The following is a 20,405-nucleotide window of genomic DNA, read 5'->3' as shown; positions in this document are numbered from 1 at the left end:
TAACCGCAGGTCAGAGCCGTATTAGCGGTCACCTCGCGCGCCGAGGCTGCCAGTGCGGGTCCTCAATGGGAGGTCGGGCTGTGCTGGTGACCCTCGGCCAGGTTCGCGTCGTAGCCGGCGGCCTGGAGGGCGAACAGCTCGGCGTACCGGCCTCCGGTGGCGACGAGGTCGGCGTGCGTGCCGGCCTCGACCAGCCGACCGTGGTGCAGGACGAAGATCCGGTCCGCGTGCCGGACGTTGGCGAGCCGGTGCGTGATGAGGATCGTGGTGGCACGACCTCTCCGGTCCCGAATGGTCTGGAACAGGGCGTCCTCCGCGCGGGGGTCGAGCGCGGAGGACGGCTCGTCCATGATCAGCAGTTCGGCGTCGCGCAGGAAACCACGGGCCGCGGTGATGCGCTGCCACTGCCCACCGGAGAGGTCCTGGCCTCGCGCGAAGGTCCGGTCGAGCAGCGTCTCGTACCCGTGCGGAAGTTCGTTGATCATGTCGTGGGCGACCGCGCGGCCGGCTGCGGCCTCGATGCGATCCTGCCGGGCCTCGCTGTCGACGTCGCCGATGGCGATGTTCGTGGCCGCGGTGAACGGCCACTTGTGGTATTCCTGCGTCACCACAGCGATCCGGGCCCGCAGCCCGTCGACGTCCCAGTCCGGCAACGGACGGCCGTTCCACTCGATATTGCCCTCGGTGGGGGCGCGGAGGCTGGCGATCATCGCGGCGAGGGTCGTCTTGCCCGAGCCGTTCTCACCGACGAATGCGACAGTCTGCCCCGCGGTGATCGTCAACGTGACGCCGTCGACGGCGGGGTCGTCCCGATCGGGGTAGCGCAGGCTCACCTCGTTGACTGTCAACTCCCGCAGCCGATCTGGGTCGGCTGCGGCTACGGGCCCATTGCTGGTCGGCAGGTAGGCGTCGGCGCGGTTCATGAAGCCGGTGTAGTCGCCGAAGTGCTGCCCCTCGGTGTAGACGTGGTCGACCTGAAAGGTGGCGATGGCCAGGGACCGTTGCGCGGACTGCACGGCGATGACGCAGGTCGCCGCTGCGGCGAGCGGGATCTGCCCGTCGAGGAGCAGCAAACCGAGCAGGGCGTAGACGGTGCCGGTCGCGAGGCCACCGACGATGGCGCCGACAGTGGTGGTCGTGGTGACCCGCCGGGCGAGGGCGAGCTGGATGTCGGTCTCCACCTGCATCACCCGGTCGTACTGGTCGAGCAGGAACCGGCGTAGCCCGTAGGAGCGCAACTCCGGGGCCGAGGCGCGTTCGGCCATCAACTTGTGCAGCAGCCACAGTCGACGTCGGCGCACCGATCCGGCGGTGTACGTCTGGTAGCGCAGATGCCCGGCCCGCAACGACGCCCACGCGTTGGGCACCGTGGCGACCAGCAGCGCCAGCAGCAGTAACGGATGGATGACGATGACGGCGGCCGCCACGGCGAGCAGCCCGGCCAGCCCGGCGAGCAGGTTCATCGACGACTGCACCAGGCCGATCGTCGACTCGGTGCCTCGGGAGGCGCGTTCCATGTCATCGGCGAACGCGTCGGCGTCGAACGCCTCCAACCGGACCGCTGTGGACACCTCGAACAGGCCCCGCTCCACCTCACGGCTCACCCGAGGCGTCAAGCCGTTCTGCGCGTACCCGGTGGCGATGCCCATCCCCGCGCGGAGCGCGACAGTCGCCGCCAGCACGGCCAGCACGGCCAGCGCGGGCAGCGCCGCCCGCACCTTGTCGGCTGTCGGGCCGCCGGCGAACAGTTCCACCAACACCCGCTGCGTGGCCAACAGGCCGAAGGCCGCCATCACCCCCGCGCCGACAGTGGCAGCGGCCACCACACCGGTACGGAGCCGGTCCGCGCGCCAACTGATACCGAGGGCCGTCCAAACGAGCCGGGGCAGCTCCGCGAAGACGGCGAAGACGCCGGCCTCCGCGCGCGCCCGCACCCCCGTCTCCCACCACATCTCCCGCAGCTCCGGCAGCACCGACTCCGTGCGCCCGGGGGGAGGCTTGCCGGGATTGAAGCGGTGGGCCTCTGCGGTGGCGGTCTCGCTCATCGACATACCTCCCGGGCGGCGGAGCAGGCTTTCTGGAGGATTGGACCACCCGGATGTAGCTCTCGGCAATCGTATGCCCACTCGCCGTTATTAGTGTGCGGCGATCATTGCGCGCGCAGAACGTCGAGGCGCGCTCGCAACGCCGTGGCGATCTCGCCCGCCGCGACGATCTGCTCCGGGGTGAGGGCGTCGACGAAGAGCTCTCGGATGGCGCGCAGATGGGGAAAGGTGGCTCCCCTGAACGCCTCGGCGCCGGCCGTCGTGAGCAGCACCTCCGCCCCGCGGGGAACCGTGGCGGACTCCTGGCGGCGGATCAGGCCGCGCCGCTCCATCCGCCCGAGATGGTGGGAGAGCCGGCTGCGCTCCCACCCGATGTGCGAGGCGAGTTCGGACGACCGCATCGCCTGACCCTCCGCCTCGCCGAGGGCGAGGAGCACTGAGTAGTCCCCGGTCGAGAGCGACGAGTCGCCCTGTAGGCGGGACTCGAGCCGGGAGCCGAGCGCTGCCGTCGTCTCGATGAAGTCCCGCCAGATTCGCAGTTCGTCGGCGGTCGGGAGCTGCCGTCCGCCCCGCCGACCGGGTGTGGCCTCCGTCATCTCACTCTCCCGGGAATTGACGTGTCAATCGCCAAGTTAGCATCATTGACACGTCAACCGGTAGGTCCGCTTCCGCGGGTCGCCGGCGGATTGCACCGAGGAGGAGACGATGGCAGCTGCGGACTTCGAGCTGGGGCTCAACTCGTTCGGGGAGGTGGCCACCGACGGCGACCGGGTCCTGAGCGACGCCGAGACCGTACGGCTACTCGTGAACGAGGCACGGCTCGCCGAGTCGGCAGGGATCGACGTGTTCAGCGTCGGTGAGCACTACCGCGAGGGCCACAACGACTCGGCGACACCCGTGTTGCTGGCGGCGGTCGCGACGGCGACCGAGCGAATTCGCCTCGGCACCTCGGTCACAGTGCTCAGCACCAACGACCCGGTACGGCTCTACCACGAGTTCTCCACCCTCGACGCCGTCTCCAACGGCCGCGCCCAGATCGTCCTCGGGCGTGCATCGGCGACCGAGTCGTTCCCGCTGTTCGGTTACGACCTGGCCGACTACGAGCGGTTGTTCGAGGAGAAGCTGGACCTCTTCCTGCGTCTTCAACAGGACGAACCGGTCACCTGGTCCGGCACGGTACGAACCCCGCTGACCGCGCAGCGGCTGCACCCACGGATGCAGGCCGGTGGCATCCCGACCTGGATCGGCGTCGGGGGAAGCCCGAACTCGGTGATCCGCGCCGCCCGGCACGGACGTCCGCTCATGCTCGCGATCATCGGTGGGCGTCCGCAGCGCTTCGCCGGCCACGTCGACCTCTACACCAGGGCGCTCGAACAATTCGGGCATACCCTGCAGCCAATCGGGCAGCACTCACTCGGCCTTGTCGCAGACACCGACGAGGAGGCGGTGGAGACGTGGTGGCGATACTGGCAGCCGGTCGTGGCGGCCCTGGCCGCCGAACGCGGCTTCTACAAACCGGACCGCGCGCGCTACGAGGCCGAAATCGACAACGGGGCGCTCTTCGTCGGTTCGCCCGAGACGGTGGCGCAGAAGATCGCCACTGTCGCTCGCGACCTGCGACTGAGCCGCTTCGACCTGAAGTACGACATCATGCACCTGCCCCGCGAGGCACGCGCGCGCACCATCCAACTGCTGGGCAGTGAGGTCGCGCCGCGGGTCCGGGAGCTGCTGGCTAAGGAGCCTAACCATGTCTGATCTGCTGTTCGGCCTGGACACGTTCGGCGACGTACCGGAGGACGACAACGGCAAGCTCGTCTCCCACGCGGCGGCGATCCGGCAGGTCGTCGAGGAAGCAGTGCTCGCCGACCAACTCGGGGTCGACGTCATCGCCCTGGGCGAGCACCACCGGCCGGAGTACTCGGTCTCCACACCGGAGACGGTGCTGGCCGGAATCGCCACCCGCACCTCGCGGATCCGGTTGGCCTCCGGCGTGACAGTGCTGAGTTCGGACGACCCGGTACGGGTGTTCCAGCGCTTCGCCACAGTGGACGCGCTTTCGAACGGCCGAGCCGAGGTCATCCTCGGTCGCGGCTCGTTCACCGAGTCGTTCCCGCTCTTCGGTTACGACCTGCGCGACTACGACACGCTGTTCGAGGAGAAGATCGAACTGTTCGTCAAGTTGCTGGACGAGAAGCCGGTCACCTGGAGCGGCACCCTGCGTGCCCCGCTGGAGAACGCCGACGTGTTCCCGAAGACCGAATCGGGTCACCTCGACACCTGGGTCGGTGTGGGTGGCTCGCCGCAGTCGGTCGTCCGCACCGCCCAGTACGGGCTCCCCCTCATGCTCGCCATCATCGGCGGCGCCCCCGAGCGCTTCGCGCCCTACATCGACCTGTACCGCCGGGCCGCCGATCAGCTCGGTACGACCGCGCACCCGGTCGGCATGCACTCGCCGGGCTTCATCGCCGACACCGACGAGCAGGCCAAGGAAATTTACTGGCCGCACTACCGGATCATGCGGGACCGGATCGGCAAACTGCGGGGCTGGCCCCCAATCCGCCGCCAGGAGTTCGACTCCGAGGTGGAGAACGGCTCCCTCTACATCGGTTCACCGGAGACTGTGGCCCGCCGGATGGCCCGTGCGATCCGCAGCCTCGGCGTCGGCCGGTTCGACCTCATCTACTCGGCCGGCGCGCAACCGGCCAGTGCCCGGATGCGCGCCGTCGAACTGTACGGCTCGAAGGTGATCCCCATGGTCCGCGAACTGCTGGCCTGATCAGCACTTCCCAAGCGAGAGGACGACATGAACGACAACGACCGGAGCCGGCCCGCGACTCTCGGCATCCTCGGGGCCGGCAAGGTGGGCACGGTGCTCGCCCGGCTCGCCGTCGCCGCCGGCTACCGGGTACGGGTGGCCGGCTCCGGCGACCCGGCGAAGATCGCCCTCACCGTCGAGGTCCTCGCCCCCGGGGCCGAGGCCACCACGGCAGTCGACGCGGCGGCCGACGCCGACGTCGTCATCCTCGCCCTGCCCCTGGGCAAGTACCGCAGCGTTCCCGCCGAGGCATTGCGCGGCAAGCTGGTCGTCGATGCCATGAACTACTGGTGGGAGATCGACGGCATCCGCGACGACCTCACCAACCCGCGTACCTCGTCGAGCGAGACCGTCCAGGCGTTCCTGTCCGGCTCGCGTGTCGTGAAGGCGTTCAACCACATGGGCTACCACGACCTGGAGGACGACGCCCGGCCGGCGGGGGTGACCGGCCGCAAGGCCATCGCGATCGCCGGCGACGACAACGCCGACCTCACCGAGGTCGCGGCCCTGGTGGACGCGCTCGGCTTCGATCCGGTCGTCGCCGGCCCGCTGGCCGAGGGGGTACGACTCGAACCGGGCAGCGAGTTGTTCGGCGCCAACGTGAGCGCCGACGAAGTACGCGCCATGCTCGACCGCTTCGGAGATTCGGAGCGGGGACGGATCATCACCGCCGCCCGAGCCTCGACCTCACCCTAGGCGCCGAAGGCCGCCCTCGGTTCCAGGTGCTGGCCCACGGCGTACTCCTGGTCGAAGTCGGTCGGGCCGAGCGCCTCGGTCGCGGCGGCGCGCATCCTGGCGAGGTCCGCCGCGTCGTCCGGGTCCGGCACCTGGCCGAGCGCCGCGAACGCGGCGTCCGCTACACCGATCATCCGGGCCGCGCGGGAGTGGTCCCCCTCGGCGGTCGCGAGCGCGGCGCCCGCGACGCAGACGTACGGCACGAAGTCGGCCCAGCCGTTGTGGAACACCCGCTCGCGGTTCTCGGCGAACAGTGTCCGGGCCACGTCCAGGTTGCCCAGCCCCAACTCGCAGAACGCGAGGTTGTGAAATTCGGAGTTGACCGTCTTGGGTTGGCCGAGCGCCTCGTTGAGCGCGATGCTCTCCCGGTACAGGTCCCGGGCGCGGAGCAGGTCACCGGACATCCTCGCCACGCCGGCCAGCACGTGCCGCGGTCGCTCCTCCAGGGCCCGGTCGCCGGAACGCAGCGCCACAGCGAGAGCCTCCCGGGCCCGCGCCTCCCCGCCCGGCAGGTCGCCACCCCGAATGGCGACCCGGGCGAGGCTGTACCGGGCCTCCACCTCGCCCGCCGGGTCACCGGCCGCCTGGGCCCGCTCGATCTCGGCCTCGCTCATCCGCACCACGGCGTCGGTCTCCCCTCGGCGAAACGCCGAGCGCACGTTCTCACTGAAGGTCATGGCCCTCTCTCGGCGGTTATGTTCATGACGGGACTCCCTAGACCGATCGTTCTGCTTCGGTCGACAACCTAGCCACCGATCACGCTGACCAGCAAATCATGGCCACGAGGCCCACCACCTGCGGTCCGGCTTCGAACCGATCAGGAATCGAGAAGCCCGACAGCGCCGAGCGGCCTAGCCTTTCCCCAGGTGAACGGCAGCACGCCGACCTGAACGACGAGAGGGAGCCCGAGAATGTCCGCGAAGACCACTACCGTGTCCGACGGCTTCAGCCCCGAGGAGCGGGCCGCGATGAAGGAGCGCGCCGACGAGCTGCGCGCCGAGGGCAAGAAGGGCGCCAAGAAGGCGGACGGGCTGCAAGCGGTCCTCGACCGGATCGCGCAGATGGAGCCGGAGGACCGCGCGCTCGCCGAGCGCGTGCACGTGACGGTGACCGCCGCCGCCCCGGGCCTGATGCCGAAGACCTGGTACGGGATGCCCGCCTACGCGAACGAGGACGGCAAGATCGTCGTCTTCTTCCAGGACTCGGGCAAGTTCAACTACCGGTACTCGACACTGGGCTTCCAGGACCCGGCCAACCTCGACGACGGGGATCTCTGGCCGGTGGCGTACGCGTTGCAGCAGTGGAGCCCGGCCGTGGAGAAGAAGATCACCGAGCTGGTGCAGACGGCGATCTCCTGACCCTCCCCACTGCGCCGCACCGTCGCCGCAGTGCTCCGGAAGGCGCTCAGAACGGTGTCGCATTTATCGACATGTGAGGATGTCGGACCAGCCGGCGCAGTCGGGTGGATTCCTGTCGCAGGGGCCGGCCATGATCCCGCTCGGAGCGACGCGGTGTCGCTCCAGACGGGGGGATCATGTCGTACCGATCAGTTTCCGCACGGGTCCGCGCCGCACTGCCGCGCCGGGTTGCACGTGCGACCGTCGCAGTGACAATGGTCGCGGTCGGCATCGCCGGGCCGGCCGCCGCCGGTGGGGTGGCCGGGGCGGTCGATGACCCGACGCTGCCCACGTCGGCCATCTCCCTGACCGCACCCGCCTCCGCGACCGCCCTCGACCCGATCACCATCACCGGCCGGCTCACCCTCGAGGACGGCGCCGATCCGGGGGTGCAGCAGATAACGGTCAACCGCGTCGTGCCGGACGAGACCTGGACCACGCTCCACACCAACACCGCTGTCGACGGCACCTTCACCATCACCGACACTCCTCCGCTGAGCGGCCACCTCCGCTACGACGCCTACTGGTTTCCGACCGAGAACTACCAGTTCAGCACCGCCTCGGTGACCGTCCCGGTCGCCGCTCGCGCCGCGACGCTCACCCTTGCCGGACCGACGGACGGCAGGGACGGCAGACAGCTGTCGCTCGCCGGCACGCTGGGCCTCGACGGCAAGGCCCCCGCGCAGCCACAGGAACTGGTGGTGAGCCGGATGATCTGGAACAACCGCCTCGACGGTGCTTTCCAGCAACTGTCCAACGTCACCACCGACAGCCGGGGGGCCTTCACCGTCCTCGACACGCCCACCCAGGGCGGCCGGCACGTCTACACGGTCAGCTGGCACGGCGACGCGGTGTACGCGGCATCGTCCGCCAGTCACGAGATCACCGTGTCGTCGCCGGATTCGCACATCACCGGGCAGGTGGTGGACCCGGCCTACCTCGGGTTGGCGTTCCGGGTCACCGGCGCCGTGACCTACGACGACGGAGCCTGCGCGGGCCCGACAGTGGTCCAGGTGAGCCGGCGGATCAACGGCGGCGCGGCGCAGCGACTGCCGAACGTCACCACCGACGCCTCCTGCGACTTCGGCTTCGACGACACAGTGAGCAGGACCGGTCAGGTGGCCTACACCGTGACGTGGGACGGCAACTCCACCCACCGCAGGACCACCGGCACCATCACCGGCACCGTGCAGAAGCGGCCGTCCGGCATCGAGGCCACGTCGCCCGACCGCACCCTCCTGAACGGCCAGCAGGCGGTCATCGAGGGCAGGGTCACCGCCGGCAACGCGGAGTCGATCGGCACGAAGCTACGCCTGACCGTGCGGCGGATCGGCCCAGACGGCTCGTCGGTCGACCTGCCGAGGGTCACCACCGCCGAGGACGGCACCTTCTCCTACCGCGACTCGCCACCGACCATGGACGCCAGCACCTACCCGCAGTTCCAGTACGAGTTCACCTGGAGCGGCAACGCCACGTACCAGGCGAGCAGCACGAGCGTCTACTTCTACATCGTGCCGCCGGACTGCACCTGCTGATGCGGTCGTGACCGCCGTCCGCCCGGTCAGCCGGGCGGGCGGTGGCCGCCCCTGCGCCCACGGCCCGGGGCGGGGCGGGGCGGGGCGGTCAACGACGTTGCCCACAGCTCCTATGGTTCGGGCATGTCAATCACAGACCATGCGCTGGCCATCGAGGCGGCGGAAGCTGGAGCCGCAGTTGTGCGCTCCCGGTACGGCTCAACACTGACGCGCGTCATGAAGACCGCCGGTGACTTCGCCACCGCCGCCGATGTCGAGGCCGAGCAGGCCATCCTGGACGTCCTGGGTGAGGCGCGTCCGGACGACGCCGTGGTGGCCGAGGAGAGCGGACGCACGGGTACTGGCGACAACGGACGCACCTGGCTGGTCGACCCGTTGTGCGGCACGTTGAACTTTGCCGCGCGGACCACGCTGGCCTCGGTCAACGTCGCCCTGCGCACCGGGTCGGACGTCACAGTGGCGGCCTCGGTGGACCCGTTCGCCGACGAGGTTTTCTGGACCGACGGCACCGCCGCGTACCTCCGGGGCGCGGGCACTGACGAGCGTCTCGTCCCGTCGGCCGACTCGACGCTGGTCGACCTCAACCTCGACCCGCCCTTCCCCAACCGGGACGTCTTCCTGGCCGCCCGCATGCTCGCGGACGATGGCTTCCTCGAACAGTTCCGGCCCCGGGTGGTCTCCACCAGCCTCGCCGTGGCCTGGGTCGCCGCCGGTCGCCGCGCCGCCTATGTGACGGACCGCCACGACCTGCGGAACAGCGTCCATTTCGCGGCCGGAATCGCGCTCTGCCAGGCGGCCGGCTGCGTGGTCACCGGGCTCGACGGCCAGCCACTGCACGCCGGCGGGGACGGTCTCGTCGCGGCAGCGGACGAGCGGACGCACGCCGCCCTGCTGACGCTCATCCGGAGACAAGGCTCGTGATCGACTCGACATTGACATGAAGTGCGGTTGAGGTTCTAGCGTCCCTAGATGATCACGTCAGGGCCGCCGCGCCCGGACGTACGTCAGCCGAACGCCCACCGTCGAAGGGATTCCGATGTTCCTGTCCCGCCTTATCCGCCCGCGTACCGTCGCGAGCGCGCACTGCGACCTCCCCTGCGGCGTGTACGACCCGGCGCAGGCCCGCATCGAGGCTGAGTCGATCAAGGCGATCTCCGAGAAGTACCAGGCCAGCGACGACCCGGAGTTTCGCACCCGCTCGCTGCTCATCAAGGAGCAGCGGGCCGAGCTGGTGAAGCACCACCTCTGGGTGTTGTGGACCGACTACTTCAAGCAGCCGCACTTCGAGAAGTACCCCCAGCTGCACAGCCTCTTCAACGAGGCGACGAAGCTGGCGGGTGCCGGCGGCGCGAAGGGCGCCGCGGACCCGGCGGTCGCCGAGCAGCTCCTCGGCAAGATCGAGGAGATCTCGAAGATCTTCTGGGAGACCAAGCAGAGCTGATCAGCCGGCACCGGGTGGCACCGGCCACCCGGTTCGGCGTACCGAGTTCGGGAGGAACCGCATGACGTCGCGCACCGACCTCGTCGAAGAGTTGATGGGCCGTTTTCCACACGTGCCGCGGGAGGCGGTCCTCAAGGAGGACCTGCTGCGGGGCGGGCTCGCCTTCGACGACGCGGCACTGACCGACAACGAGCACGGCGACGTGAAGCCGAAGTCGTACTTCATCTTCTCCTTCGATCACCGGACACTGCCGGAACTGGGGACGGCCGCGCTGCGCCGGCCACCGGAGGAGATCGTGCTCACCGGGGGTCCGTACGAGCTGCGCCGTACCGTCGTGTCGGTTCGCACCAACCCCAGCTCGCCGTACCGTGTCGGCACCGACAGCGACGGTCGACTGCGCCTGTTCCTGGACGGACGGCCGATCGCCGATGTCGGGCTGCCCCCCATGCCGGCGTATTACCGCCACACGCTCGCCAACGGCAAGCAGGTGATGGAGGTAGCCCCGACGATCCAGTGGGGCTACCTCATCTACCTCACCGCGTTCCGGGTCTGCCAGTACTTCGGCGCCAAGGAGGAGTGCCAGTACTGCGACATCAACCACAACTGGCGGCAGCACAAGCAGGCCGGCCGGCCCTACACCGGGGTCAAGCCCGTCGACGAGGTCCTCGAGGCGCTGGAGATCATCAACCGGCACGACGTCGACCGCGCGTCGCAGGCGTACACGCTGACCGGTGGCAGCATCACCTCGCAGGTCAACGGGCTGGCCGAGGCCGACTTCTACGGCCAGTACGCGCAGGCGATCGAGGAGCGGTTTCCGGGACGGTGGATCGGCAAGGTCGTGGCCCAGGCGCTGCCCCGCGCCGATGTGCAGCGGTTCCACGACTACGGCATCCGCATCTACCACCCCAACTACGAGGTGTGGGACAAGCGGCTGTTCGAGTTGTACTGCCCGGGCAAGGAGCGGTACGTCGGTCGGGAGGAGTGGCACCGGCGCATCCTCGACTCCGCCGAGGTGTTCGGCCCGCGCAATGTGATCCCGAACTTCGTGGCGGGCGTCGAGATGGCCGCCCCGCACGGCTTCACGAACGTCGACGAGGCGATCGCCTCCACCACCGAGGGGCTTGACTACTTCATGTCCCGGGGGATCACGCCCCGGTTCACCACCTGGTGCCCGGAGCCCACCACACCGCTGGGCCGGACGAACCCGCAGGGCGCGCCGCTCGAATACCACGTCCGCCTGCTGGAGGCATACCGAGCGACAATGGACGCCCACGGCCTGTCCAGCCCGCCCGGGTACGGCCCCGCCGGGCCGGGGCGAGCGGTCTTCTCGGTCAGCTCCTTCATGGACACCCTGCCGTCCACGGATTCGTGACAGGCGCGCGGAGGCGGGAGTGGCCGGGCCCGGCCGCTCCCGCCCGCGCTCGCTGCTAGCTGGCGTACGTCTCGAACTCGCCCACTCGCGGCGTACCGCTGGAGCTGTTGATCTTGAAGTTGATCTTGCTCATCGCGGCCGCCGAGAAGGTGATCGAACCGGCCCCGCTGCCAGCGGCCAGGACGGCTCCGTTGTCGTTGTTGATCAGCTGCCAGGACCCGATGGATCCCTGGGTGCCGGACGGCTCGCGGATCACCACTCTGGACACCTGGGTCGCCGAGCCCCACTTGATCGAGATCGTGCCGGTCGACCCGGCCGGCGACCAGTAGGTGCTCAGGTCGCCGTCGCGCACGTTGCCGTAGCTGGTCCCACTCGCCTTGCTGGAGCCGTCGGCGCCGGCACCCAGGCTGAGGTTGGTCCCGCTGGTGGGCGGCGGAGTGGTGGGCGGGGGCGTCGTGGGCGGAGGCGTGGTCGGCGGCGGGGTGGTGGGCGGCGGGGTCTGCGGCGAGCAACTGCCGTTGGACACCTTCAGGCCGGTGTTGGCGCCGACCGTCTGACGGACGATGTCCGGCACACAGCTCGCCCCGTCGAGGCTGTACGGGTACGGGATGCTGACAGTGGTGTTGGAGGTCGGGTTGGGGCCGGCGGGGTAGTTCTCGCTGCCGGCGCTGGACCAGGTCACGTTGTCGAAGACGTTGCCGGCGACCTGCCAGTAGCCGCGCTCGTTGGTGTAGAAGGTGCCCAGGACGTCCTTGGAGTCGCGGAAATAGTTGTTCTCTACCTTGGCCCTGGCTCCGGCGCGAGAGTTGATACCGGACTCGTGCAGGCTCACGTAGTGGTTGTTGTAGATGTGCGCGACACCGCCGCGCAGCAGCGGCGTGCGAGAGTCGATGTTCTCGTAGAGGTTGTGGTGGTACGTGATGAAGCCGTTCGACAGGTCGCTCTCGCTGGACCCGACGAGACCGCCGCGACCGGAGTTGCGCAGGATGCTGTAGGACAGCGTCACGTACTGGGTGTTGTCCTTCATGTCGAAGAGGCCGTCGTAACCCTCGGACTCCCCGCCCGAGGCCTCCAGGGTTACGTGATCGACCCAGACGTTGCGGACCGTGCTCTCCATGCCGATGGCGTCCCCACCGTTGGAGGTGGGCGAGCCCGACTTCTTCACGTTCCGCACTGTCACGTTCTGGATGATGATGTTGCTGGAGTCGCGGATGTGGATGCCGAGCTGGTCGAAGACGGCGCCGCTGCCGACCCCGATGATGGTGACGTTGCTGATCTGCTTGAGCTCGATCACGCCGGCGGCGGTGTTGCAGCTCGACCCGGAAACCTTGCTGGTGTTGCCGTGGTTGATGGTCCCGGTGACCTCGATCGTGATCGGGGTGCTGCTGCTGGCCCGACCGCACAGTGCCGCGTGGATCGCCGTGCCCGTGCTGGCCCGGACCGTCTGCCCGCCCGCACCGCCGGTGGTCCCGCCGTTCTGGGTGGCGTAGCCGGTGGCGTTGCCGACCGCCGCCGATGCCTGCGGGGTCGGCAGGGCCACCCCGGCCGCTATCACCACCGCCGCCGTGGCCAGCACCGCGTGATGTCGCAGCACGACTGGTCGTCTCATGTCGTTTCACCTTCGCATTCGTCTCGTTCCAGGCTTTGCCTCGACGGACATCGCGACCGCGCCTTCCGAAGGACAACATCCAGAAATTGGCGACAGTCAATCGCGAGGATTTCATCGAGACATCTGGCGCCCTGGTAGAAGCAGGGGTGTGCCGTGCGAACGGGGCGCTCCCGGTGACGCCGCTCGCTCGACGGGTAAATGAAACATCGATGTAACGCAATCGTAGGAAAGCGGTTTCCCTGAAGGCAATAGCTGACGCTTGCAGGTTTGTTGCAGTGCCCGCGGGAGAGGTCGAGCGCGAGTCAGCGCGGTCCGGGCCGCGACGTGTCCGCGCGATCTTGCAGCTTCTGTCGCCGAGATACGCGGATCTGGGCGGTTCGTCGGGACAGTTAGGTGCAAGATCGTCGGCGGGTTACCTCGCGCCGACGGGTTACCGGCGGGCGTGGCCCGCGTCGGGCTCGGCCGCAGTGGGCGCGCCGCTGACGAGCACGGACTCCTGCCCCTCCTGCCGGCCCTCCTGCCGCGCGCGGGCCAGCAGCTCGGCAAGCCGACGCCTCCGGTGCCGGGCCGCGGCCCGCAGCCCCAGGAGCAGGCCGGCGAGCAGGGCCAGCAGCGCGAGCTGCGCCCACGGCACGACCCAGGTGGTGACGGTGGCGGAGGCCGGCCGGAGGTCGGCCCCGGCCTGGCCGTCGCCGAGCAGCGTCGGCGACGTGCTGACTGTCGTGCGGAGGCGCCCCAGGGCCCAGACGCCGTCGGCCCGGGTCTCCACCGTCCGAGCGCCGCCGGGCAGCAACTCCTCGACGGCGCTGGTCGCGTCGTGGCTGCTCCGGCCCAGGAGGTCGGACATCGCCACCCGACTCGTACCGCTGACCCAGACGTTGCCGTCGTTCTCGACGGTGTAGCGGACCCGCACCGTGCCGCCGGCGAAGGGGTTCCACGACGGGGAGTACGTCACGCCGAGGCCCCGGACGGCCAGGGCCGCCTGCGCGGATCCGTTCACCCGCAGCATCACCCGGAAGCCGACACGGCTCTCGACGTTGACAGTGCCTCCGGTGCTGGTGACGGTCGCGGCGACGCCGGCCGGGTGGTCGCCCGGTGTGGCGCCCTGGGGCACCGTGATCGTGAACGGCACCACCCGGGTCTCGTTGGGGCCGACGGTGACCTTCTCCTGCACATCGATCCACGTGCCGCCGTCGACCGAGGGGCGCTCGGACGACAGCATGTTGAAGCGGCCCTTGTCGGTGAGGTAGCCGTCGGCGGCCTTCAGGGAGAAGACGACAGCTGTGCGGCTGAAGTTCCGTACCGCCAGGTGCTCGGTCACCGCCTGCCCCGGGTCGAGGCTGGCGTTGATCCATCGGCGCTGGTCCGGCCCGTTCGCGGTGGCCGGCTGGACCGTCCAGGTCAGGGCCTTCGGGTCCGGTTCCGCCGCCGCCGCCGTCGGCGCTGCCGCAACCGCGAGGGATGCGACGGCGAGGACCACGAGTGCCCGGCGCAGCGGGGTGACGGTCATGAATCGGCCCTTCGGCACGGGGCTGGGCGGGGGCCCGGTCCGGGCCCCCGCCCAGGCCACTACTCGAACAGTGAGAGCGTGAGCGTGGAGCTGTACTCGCCGGCGGCGACCTCCGCGGGGGTCCGCAGGTACAGGTCGGCGTTGACCGAGTACGAGTCGCTGGCGACGGCCTCGGAGTCGAAGGCCGAGACCAACAACTCCTGGTCGACGAGGCCGACATTGTTGCCCGGCTGGGTCGGCTCGTCCAGACTGGTCACCACTTCCTCGCCCTCGGTGACCAGGCCGGTCTCCCCGCCGTCGAGCAGCCGCGGCTTCCAGCCGAAGTGGTCGGCGGTGATCGGCGCCTGACCAGCGGCACCGGCGAAGTCGGTCGCGCTGCCGAGCACCGCCCAGTTGGCGCCGTCGGGCACCTCGTCGGCGACGCGGGTGTCGGTGACCGTCACCGTCGGCAACGTGCCGACGAACTGGCGGACCAGCAGGGTCGAGCCGTCCTCGGACAGCGCGACGGCGTCGCCGGCGATCGACAGGGCGAGCACGCCCGGTTCCCTGATCTCGTCGATGTCGACAGTGACCCGCACGCTGGCGTCGTCACCGGGCTCGGCCAGTGCGGGCGACGGCAGCACCGCCGCCCCGGTCAGCACGGCGCCTACGACGCCGGCCGCGAGCGTCTGCCGCCGTTTGTCTGTGTTCATGTGATCTCCGTTCTCCGCCATCAGGGGTTATCCGCCGCAGCTGCCGGCGGGGTGTTGCACGGTGCGGACGGTCGTCACGTCCTGTCCGCCGATCGCCCCGGTCACCCGGACGGTCGCCGAACCCGCCGGCACCGACGCGGCACGGGTGTTGAAGGACTGGTAGGCGTTCGCGCCCGGCGCGACGGCATTGAACGACCGCTCGCCGTACGGCGTCTCCACTGTGATGCCCACCGGCGCGTCATGGTCGTTGCGCGCCTGCACCGCCACGTACGCCTTGCCGCCCACGCACCGCGTGGACGCGGTAAGCGTGACCGGCAGGTCGACGGTGGCAGCCGCGAACGCCCAGTTGTCGATCTCGAAGAGGTCGACACCGGCCGGGCCGGTGTAGGTGAAGTAGACGTCGTGCACGCCGCTGACGCCGTCGAGTTCGGCGGTCACCTCGGCCCACTGTCCGACCGGGGTGTCGACCGCGACCGTGCCGACGACGGGTCCGTTGACGTCGTCCAGCCGGACCTGGACCTGCCCGCCGGCGGCGAGCGCACGCACCCGCGCCGTCAGACCCTGCGCGCCGCTGTCCCCGAAGTTCACCGAGGACAGGGCCGTCCAGTCGCCGTTGTCGATGTCGCGGACCACGAGGTTGGGTGCGGCGCCACCGAACTGGGCGGAGCTGCCGTCGACAGTCGTGGTCGCGACACCCTTGCTCCAGCCGAAGGTCTCGGCCTCGAAGACGCGGTACGGATCGAAGTCGCGGACCTGGTCCACACCGGCGTAGGTGCCGACGACCTGCTGGATGGTGCCGTCCGGGTTGAAGGTCAGTTCCTGGATGTGCGGGCTGCGGTACCCCTGGGTGGTGTTGCCGTTGATGCGCTTGTTCAGCGTCGGGGCGTGGTAGGTGAAGTAGTACCTGCCCCCGAACTCGAACACCGACTGGTGGTTGTTGCCACCGGTGCCGGCCCCGAAGAACTGTGACTGATTCGGGAAGAGCACACCGGCGTAGGTCTCCTTCGGCCACGACATCGGGCCGTCGGAGATCATGTAGCCGATCTGGCCACCGCCGGGGTAACCGGGGAGCGGCTGCTGGCTACCACCGAAGTCGTTCCCGCCGAAGTGCGAGGAGTACGAGAAGTAGTACTTGCCCTGGCGCTTGAAGACGTGGCCCGCCTCGAAGGCGACCGGAGCGTCCACCACCGCGGCCGTTCCCTCGGTCGAGACCATGTCGTCGCCCAGCTCGATCGACCGGATGTTCTTCGGGTTGTTGAAGCGCTCGGCCGGCGGCATGCTCGTCGACGCGGGACCACCACCGAAGTAGAGGTACGGCTGGCCGTCGTCGTCGACGAACGGGGCCGGGTCGAACTTCCACGCGACAGCCTCGGCGCCGGGGGTGCGGCCGTCGATCAGCGTGCTCGTGCGCTCGCTGGTCCACGGGCCGAGCGGCGACGCACCCGTGATCACGTTGCTGGAGCCACCACCGTTGGCGTAGTAGAGGAAGAACTTCTCCACTCCGTTCACCACCTTCTTGGTGATGCCCGGAGCCCACGAGTTGGCGGTGAACGGGGCCACCCCGTTGGGGCCGGCGACCTGGATCTCACCGTGGTCGGTCCAGTTCACGAGGTCTTCCGACGAGATCACCGTGATCTGGTTGATGTCGCCGTAGTTGATCCCCGGCGAGACGCCAGTGGTCGGGTTCGGGGCGTAGCCCTGGGTGTCGTTGGTCATGTACATGTACACCCGGCCGTCGTGCACGAGGCCGAAACCGTCAGCGCCGAACTTGTGCCCGATCAACGGGTTGTGCTCCCCGGGCAGCTTGCCGACGACCTCGATGGTCTTCGAGGCGGGCGCGGGCGGCGCGGCGCCGATCACCGACACGTCGTCGAGCTTGAAGTCCATCAGGTGCAGGGCCGGGTCGGTGGACGGTGTGCTCGTCCAGGGGGTCTCGAAGAACAGACGCGCCGTCGACACGCTCTGCGTCGTCGGGATCGTGAACGTTCCGTTGAACTGCGCCCACTGACCCTTCGTCGCCGTCACGCTGACGAGGTTGGTGTAGGTGCCGCCGCCGTAGTGCATGGTGGCGAAGAACTGCTTCGTGGCCGGTCCACTCTCGTTCTCGTACTTGATGCGGGCCGTGAGGGTGTAGGCCTGGCCGGCCTGAACCTTGCCGCTGAGGTCCTGCATCGGGCCGGACCCGGTGGTCGTCCGGCTGGTGACGAACGCCGCGTTCGCGCCGGAGTAGGCGTCCGACGTGGCCGACAACTGGGCGCCGTCGGAGGCGTTTCCGTTGTTGACGAACCAGTTGGTCAGGCCGTCCTCGAACCCGCCGTTGACGACGAGGTTCGTGTCGGCGGCCTGGACCGGCGCCGCCGGGGCGACGAACCCCGTGGTCAGCATCAGGCCGACCGTCGCGAGCGCCGCGACCCGTCCTCGGGTCGCCCGTCGCATTCGTTGTTCCACGAGACATCCTCCTTCATCTCTGACGTGCGGTCATCGGTGTACGGGGGATCGGTGGCTGCGCTTTCCGTGGGTGGTCCGGACATCAGGGGTCGACTGCCGCCACCGGTCCGACAGTGGCCGGCGGCGCGGGACAGGTCGGTTGTTCCGCGCCGCCCGGCCGGTCACCGGTGGTGCTGGTCGCTGAGCCGAGGGCTCGTTGTGGGGTTATCCGCCGCAGGCGTTGGCGGGGTGCTGGGCGGAATGGTCGGTGGTCACGTCCCGGCCGGCGACCGCACCGGTGGCCCGGACCGTCGCCGAGCCGGCCGGCACCGACGACGCGCGGGTGTTGAACGACTGGTAGACGTTCGCCCCGGGTGCGACGGCCGCGAAGGACCTATTCCCGTACGGGGTCTCCACAGTGATGTCGACCGGCTCGTCCGAGTCGTTGCGCGCCTGCACCGCCAGGTACGTCATGCCGCTCAGGCAGCGCACCTGGGCGGTGGCCGTCACGGGCAGCGCCGCCAGCACTCCGAGTCGGGCCATCTGGTAGCTGAGCGCCCGCTCCGGTGCGTCGATCTGGTTCTGGGTGCCGAACTGGCCGGCCCGCGCCGCTGTCGCCGCCGCGAGCGCGGACCGTGCCGCGGCCCAGGCGTCGGCCGGGTAGTGGCGCGGGTCGAGCGTCTGCGCGTGGGCGACGGCCGCGTCGAGGGCTGTGGTGTCCAGTGGCCGGGCCTGCGCGGTCAGCACGTCGCTGAGCAGGTATTCGTCGAAGTCGACGTGGCCGCCGGTCTGCTGGGTGGCGTAGTTGAACAGGCCCACCCGGTGACCCATGAAATGGGCGAGGCTGCCGTCGAGTGCCTGCGGCCCCACGCGGTTACCCAGCCGGGTCCACTGGACCCCGTCCAGGCTGTAGTAGAACGTCGTCCACAGTTGGCCGACCGGCGAGGAGAAGTCGAGGTCCGCCTTCACGTGCACCTCGGTCGCGTCGCCCAGTGACACCGTCGTGCCGGCGATGACGTTCTCCAGCGTGGACTGGTCGAGGTCGACAGCGAACGGCTGCGACCGGTTCACGACGCCGAGGGTGTTGACGTCACCGACGCGCTTGACCGCCACGTACGAGAATCCGCGGTTGTAGGCCGCCAGGCCCGCGACGTCGCCGTTTTTCATCCCGGAGATGTCCATCCGGGTCTGGACCGATTGTCGTGGCCCGAACGTCCGCTGCGAGAGCGTGTTGCGTGCCTCCTCGAACCACGCCAGCTCGGCCCGGTTGGACAGCTTCGTGTAGACGTACTGGCCGGTGACCACAGTGCCGGCCGTCAACCGCAGCCAGCCGTCGCGGTCGGTGAGTGACCAGTACCGGTTGTCCGGGGCGTGGTTCCACTCCCACGCCAGGTCCAGCCGTGAGCCGTTGGGAGCGACCTCCGCCGGGTCGAGCGGCGCCGGGACCGTCCACTGCTCGTCCTGGTACGCCTTGTGCGGCGCGTCGTTGGCGAAGTCGTCCGAGGCGACGATGCTCTTCTGCCGCTCGAACAGCTCCTCGGCAGGGCTGAGCTGGATCGGCTTGTCGAACAGGCCGTTGACCGGCACGACCCCGTTGGTGCCGAAGGTCGGCCACCCGTTCTGCCAGGTGGCGGGGATGAGCGCCGGGATCCGGCCGATCGGGAACGTGTCCCGGAAGAACATGCCGTGCCAGTCGGTCGCGCCGCCCGCGCGGCTGATCGGGACCAGGCTGCCCTGCGCGAAGCCATTGGAGTTGAGCACTCCGCGCGCCTCGTAGGTGTTGACCCCGCCGGCCGAGGTGTAGCGCCCGAGCAGGTCCTTCGACCGGAACATCACCACCTGGCGCCCCTGGCCGGACGGCCAGGTGATGATGACCGCGTAGTACCAGCCGTCGATGTGGTAGACCTGCGCGCCCTCGAACAGTCCGCCGATGAACGGCTGACCGGCGTAGTTGTTGGCGGTGAAGATGTTCGGGTAGTCCTGCGTGATGGCCGTCAGGTCGGCGTTGAGGCGTACGGCGCTGGTGCCGCCGGAGCCGTAGAAGATGTACGGCGTTCCGTCGACGTCGAAGAAGAGCGACGGGTCGTGCAGACCACGCCCGAGGGCGGTGCGCTGCCACGGGCCGTTCTCGATGTCGTCGGTGCGGTAGAGGTACGCCCCGCTGAGGTTGTTGGTGTTGAAGACGGCGTAGAACGTGCCGTCGTGGTAGCGCAGCGACGACGCCCACTGGCCCTGGCCGTACGAGTTCTGGCCGTTGCGCAGCGAGAAGGAGTCGCCGACGCTCGCCCGGTCGAAGACGTAGTTGACGATCTCCCAGTTGACGAGGTCGTACGACTTCATGATCGGCGCACCTGGGCTCAGGTGCATTGTCGTGCTGATCATGTAGTAGAGGTCGCGGCCCTCGTCGTTCTCGGCGGCTGGCACCCGCTCGACGCTGATGTCCGGCACGTCGGCGTTGAGCAGTGGCACCGAGTAGGTGCCGGCGCCGGTGTCGGTCGAGGTGTACGACGATCGGGGCGACCATCCGTCGGTGGCGTGCGCGACGGCGGGGGTGGACACCAGGCCAGCGGTGACGAGGATGGCCGCCGATGCGAGCGCGCACAGTGAGCGGAGGCGATCCGGGCGCACCGTGGACGCCAGTCGGGTCAGCGTGTTGGTGGCGTGGTGAGCGGCGGCGTTCAGGCTGTTCACAGCAGATGCGCGGGCGATGTTCAGGACACGCGAACGGACCGACACGACCAAGGCGAGCTCCAAACGCGAGAGCGGCGTGAAGGCCATCGTGTTATCGCTAACAACGCCTGTCAAGACTATCAATGAAACGTGCCCG

At 69.3% G+C, this 20,405-nt stretch carries 16 protein-coding genes; 8 read left to right on the top strand and 8 right to left on the bottom strand.

The annotated features are described in order from the left end of the window. Positions 1-62: 62 nt before the first annotated feature. Both ACLJOK_RS25505 and ACLJOK_RS25500 read right to left on the bottom strand, forming a co-directional pair. Positions 63-1,952 carry an ABC transporter ATP-binding protein gene (locus ACLJOK_RS25505; RefSeq protein WP_410821591.1) on the bottom strand — a complete coding sequence of 630 codons (1,890 nt, stop codon included), beginning with the start codon at positions 1,950-1,952 and terminating at the stop codon, positions 63-65. 197 nt (positions 1,953-2,149) lie between these two features. Next, the gene (locus tag ACLJOK_RS25500) at positions 2,150-2,641 is read right to left on the bottom strand and encodes a MarR family winged helix-turn-helix transcriptional regulator (protein ID WP_410821112.1); all 492 of its coding nucleotides are present in this window, start codon (positions 2,639-2,641) and stop codon (positions 2,150-2,152) included. Between the two features lie 109 nt (positions 2,642-2,750). On the opposite strand from ACLJOK_RS25500, the gene ACLJOK_RS25495 reads away from it, so the two are divergent. The 3 genes from ACLJOK_RS25495 to ACLJOK_RS25485 are packed head-to-tail and all read left to right on the top strand — an operon-like array spanning position 2,751 to position 5,556. After that, complete coding sequence (locus ACLJOK_RS25495) at positions 2,751-3,800, top strand: LLM class flavin-dependent oxidoreductase (RefSeq protein ID WP_410821111.1); 1,050 nt, start codon at positions 2,751-2,753, stop codon at positions 3,798-3,800. Continuing rightward, on the top strand, positions 3,793-4,821 hold the full coding sequence (locus tag ACLJOK_RS25490) for an LLM class flavin-dependent oxidoreductase (RefSeq protein ID WP_410821110.1): 1,029 nt from the start codon (positions 3,793-3,795) through the stop codon (positions 4,819-4,821). Before ACLJOK_RS25495 ends, ACLJOK_RS25490 begins: the two co-directional genes overlap by 8 nt. A 27-nt stretch (positions 4,822-4,848) precedes the next feature. Then, complete coding sequence (locus tag ACLJOK_RS25485) at positions 4,849-5,556, top strand: NADPH-dependent F420 reductase (RefSeq protein WP_410821109.1); 708 nt, start codon at positions 4,849-4,851, stop codon at positions 5,554-5,556. Here ACLJOK_RS25485 and ACLJOK_RS25480 read toward each other — a convergent pair. Further along, positions 5,553-6,272, bottom strand: coding sequence for a tetratricopeptide repeat protein (locus tag ACLJOK_RS25480; RefSeq protein ID WP_410821108.1), 720 nt, complete (start codon positions 6,270-6,272; stop codon positions 5,553-5,555). The genes ACLJOK_RS25485 and ACLJOK_RS25480 overlap by 4 nt on opposite strands. A gap of 234 nt (positions 6,273-6,506) precedes the next feature. Here ACLJOK_RS25480 and ACLJOK_RS25475 point away from each other — a divergent pair, with 234 nt between their 5' ends. From ACLJOK_RS25475 to ACLJOK_RS25455, 5 genes are all read left to right on the top strand, one after another. Next, entirely contained in the window at positions 6,507-6,953 is a 447-nt protein-coding gene (locus ACLJOK_RS25475) for an iron chaperone (protein ID WP_410821107.1), read from the top strand. Positions 6,954-7,201: 248 nt separating this feature from the next. After that, positions 7,202-8,527 (top strand): hypothetical protein, encoded by a 1,326-nt coding sequence (locus ACLJOK_RS25470; protein ID WP_410821106.1) that lies wholly within the window; start codon positions 7,202-7,204, stop codon positions 8,525-8,527. A gap of 123 nt (positions 8,528-8,650) precedes the next feature. Next, on the top strand, positions 8,651-9,448 hold the full coding sequence (locus ACLJOK_RS25465) for an inositol monophosphatase family protein (RefSeq protein ID WP_410821105.1): 798 nt from the start codon (positions 8,651-8,653) through the stop codon (positions 9,446-9,448). A gap of 115 nt (positions 9,449-9,563) precedes the next feature. After that, on the top strand, positions 9,564-9,968 hold the full coding sequence (sodN, locus tag ACLJOK_RS25460; protein ID WP_410821104.1) for a superoxide dismutase, Ni: 405 nt from the start codon (positions 9,564-9,566) through the stop codon (positions 9,966-9,968). 61 nt (positions 9,969-10,029) lie between these two features. Next, positions 10,030-11,340, top strand: a complete 1,311-nt coding sequence (locus ACLJOK_RS25455; RefSeq protein ID WP_410821103.1) for a radical SAM protein — start codon at positions 10,030-10,032, stop codon at positions 11,338-11,340. Between the two features lie 55 nt (positions 11,341-11,395). Here ACLJOK_RS25455 and ACLJOK_RS25450 read toward each other — a convergent pair whose 3' ends face one another. From ACLJOK_RS25450 to ACLJOK_RS25430, 5 genes are all read right to left on the bottom strand, one after another. After that, the gene (locus ACLJOK_RS25450) at positions 11,396-12,949 is read right to left on the bottom strand and encodes a polysaccharide lyase family 1 protein (protein ID WP_410821102.1); all 1,554 of its coding nucleotides are present in this window, start codon (positions 12,947-12,949) and stop codon (positions 11,396-11,398) included. 430 nt (positions 12,950-13,379) lie between these two features. Further along, positions 13,380-14,459 (bottom strand): hypothetical protein, encoded by a 1,080-nt coding sequence (locus tag ACLJOK_RS25445; RefSeq protein WP_410821101.1) that lies wholly within the window; start codon positions 14,457-14,459, stop codon positions 13,380-13,382. 59 nt (positions 14,460-14,518) lie between these two features. Beyond that, complete coding sequence (locus ACLJOK_RS25440) at positions 14,519-15,151, bottom strand: hypothetical protein (RefSeq protein ID WP_410821100.1); 633 nt, start codon at positions 15,149-15,151, stop codon at positions 14,519-14,521. A 27-nt stretch (positions 15,152-15,178) separates the two neighbouring features. Continuing rightward, entirely contained in the window at positions 15,179-17,599 is a 2,421-nt protein-coding gene (locus ACLJOK_RS25435) for a family 43 glycosylhydrolase (RefSeq protein WP_410821099.1), read from the bottom strand. A 204-nt stretch (positions 17,600-17,803) separates the two neighbouring features. Then, positions 17,804-20,269 carry a glycoside hydrolase 43 family protein gene (locus tag ACLJOK_RS25430; RefSeq protein WP_410821098.1) on the bottom strand — a complete coding sequence of 822 codons (2,466 nt, stop codon included), beginning with the start codon at positions 20,267-20,269 and terminating at the stop codon, positions 17,804-17,806. Positions 20,270-20,405 lie beyond the last annotated feature (136 nt).

The organism is Micromonospora sp. 050-3 (assembly GCF_046549335.1).
GTDB classification, from domain to species: domain Bacteria; phylum Actinomycetota; class Actinomycetes; order Mycobacteriales; family Micromonosporaceae; genus Micromonospora; species Micromonospora trifolii.
This window is presented reverse-complemented; position numbering and strand designations above follow the sequence as displayed.

Excerpts from the sequence above, each read along its gene's own strand:
- ACLJOK_RS25505 (WP_410821591.1), bottom strand. The coding sequence starts at position 1,952 with ATGTGGTGGGAGACGGGGGTGCGGGCGCGCGCGGAGGCCGGCGTCTTC.
- sodN (WP_410821104.1), top strand. The coding sequence starts at position 9,564 with ATGTTCCTGTCCCGCCTTATCCGCCCGCGTACCGTCGCGAGCGCGCAC.
- ACLJOK_RS25455 (WP_410821103.1), top strand. The coding sequence starts at position 10,030 with ATGACGTCGCGCACCGACCTCGTCGAAGAGTTGATGGGCCGTTTTCCA.
- ACLJOK_RS25500 (WP_410821112.1), bottom strand. The coding sequence starts at position 2,641 with ATGACGGAGGCCACACCCGGTCGGCGGGGCGGACGGCAGCTCCCGACC.
- ACLJOK_RS25495 (WP_410821111.1), top strand. The coding sequence starts at position 2,751 with ATGGCAGCTGCGGACTTCGAGCTGGGGCTCAACTCGTTCGGGGAGGTG.
- ACLJOK_RS25475 (WP_410821107.1), top strand. The coding sequence starts at position 6,507 with ATGTCCGCGAAGACCACTACCGTGTCCGACGGCTTCAGCCCCGAGGAG.
- ACLJOK_RS25485 (WP_410821109.1), top strand. The coding sequence starts at position 4,849 with ATGAACGACAACGACCGGAGCCGGCCCGCGACTCTCGGCATCCTCGGG.
- ACLJOK_RS25450 (WP_410821102.1), bottom strand. The coding sequence starts at position 12,949 with ATGAGACGACCAGTCGTGCTGCGACATCACGCGGTGCTGGCCACGGCG.
- ACLJOK_RS25465 (WP_410821105.1), top strand. The coding sequence starts at position 8,651 with ATGTCAATCACAGACCATGCGCTGGCCATCGAGGCGGCGGAAGCTGGA.
- ACLJOK_RS25490 (WP_410821110.1), top strand. The coding sequence starts at position 3,793 with ATGTCTGATCTGCTGTTCGGCCTGGACACGTTCGGCGACGTACCGGAG.
- ACLJOK_RS25480 (WP_410821108.1), bottom strand. The coding sequence starts at position 6,272 with ATGACCTTCAGTGAGAACGTGCGCTCGGCGTTTCGCCGAGGGGAGACC.
- ACLJOK_RS25440 (WP_410821100.1), bottom strand. The coding sequence starts at position 15,151 with ATGAACACAGACAAACGGCGGCAGACGCTCGCGGCCGGCGTCGTAGGC.
- ACLJOK_RS25445 (WP_410821101.1), bottom strand. The coding sequence starts at position 14,459 with ATGACCGTCACCCCGCTGCGCCGGGCACTCGTGGTCCTCGCCGTCGCA.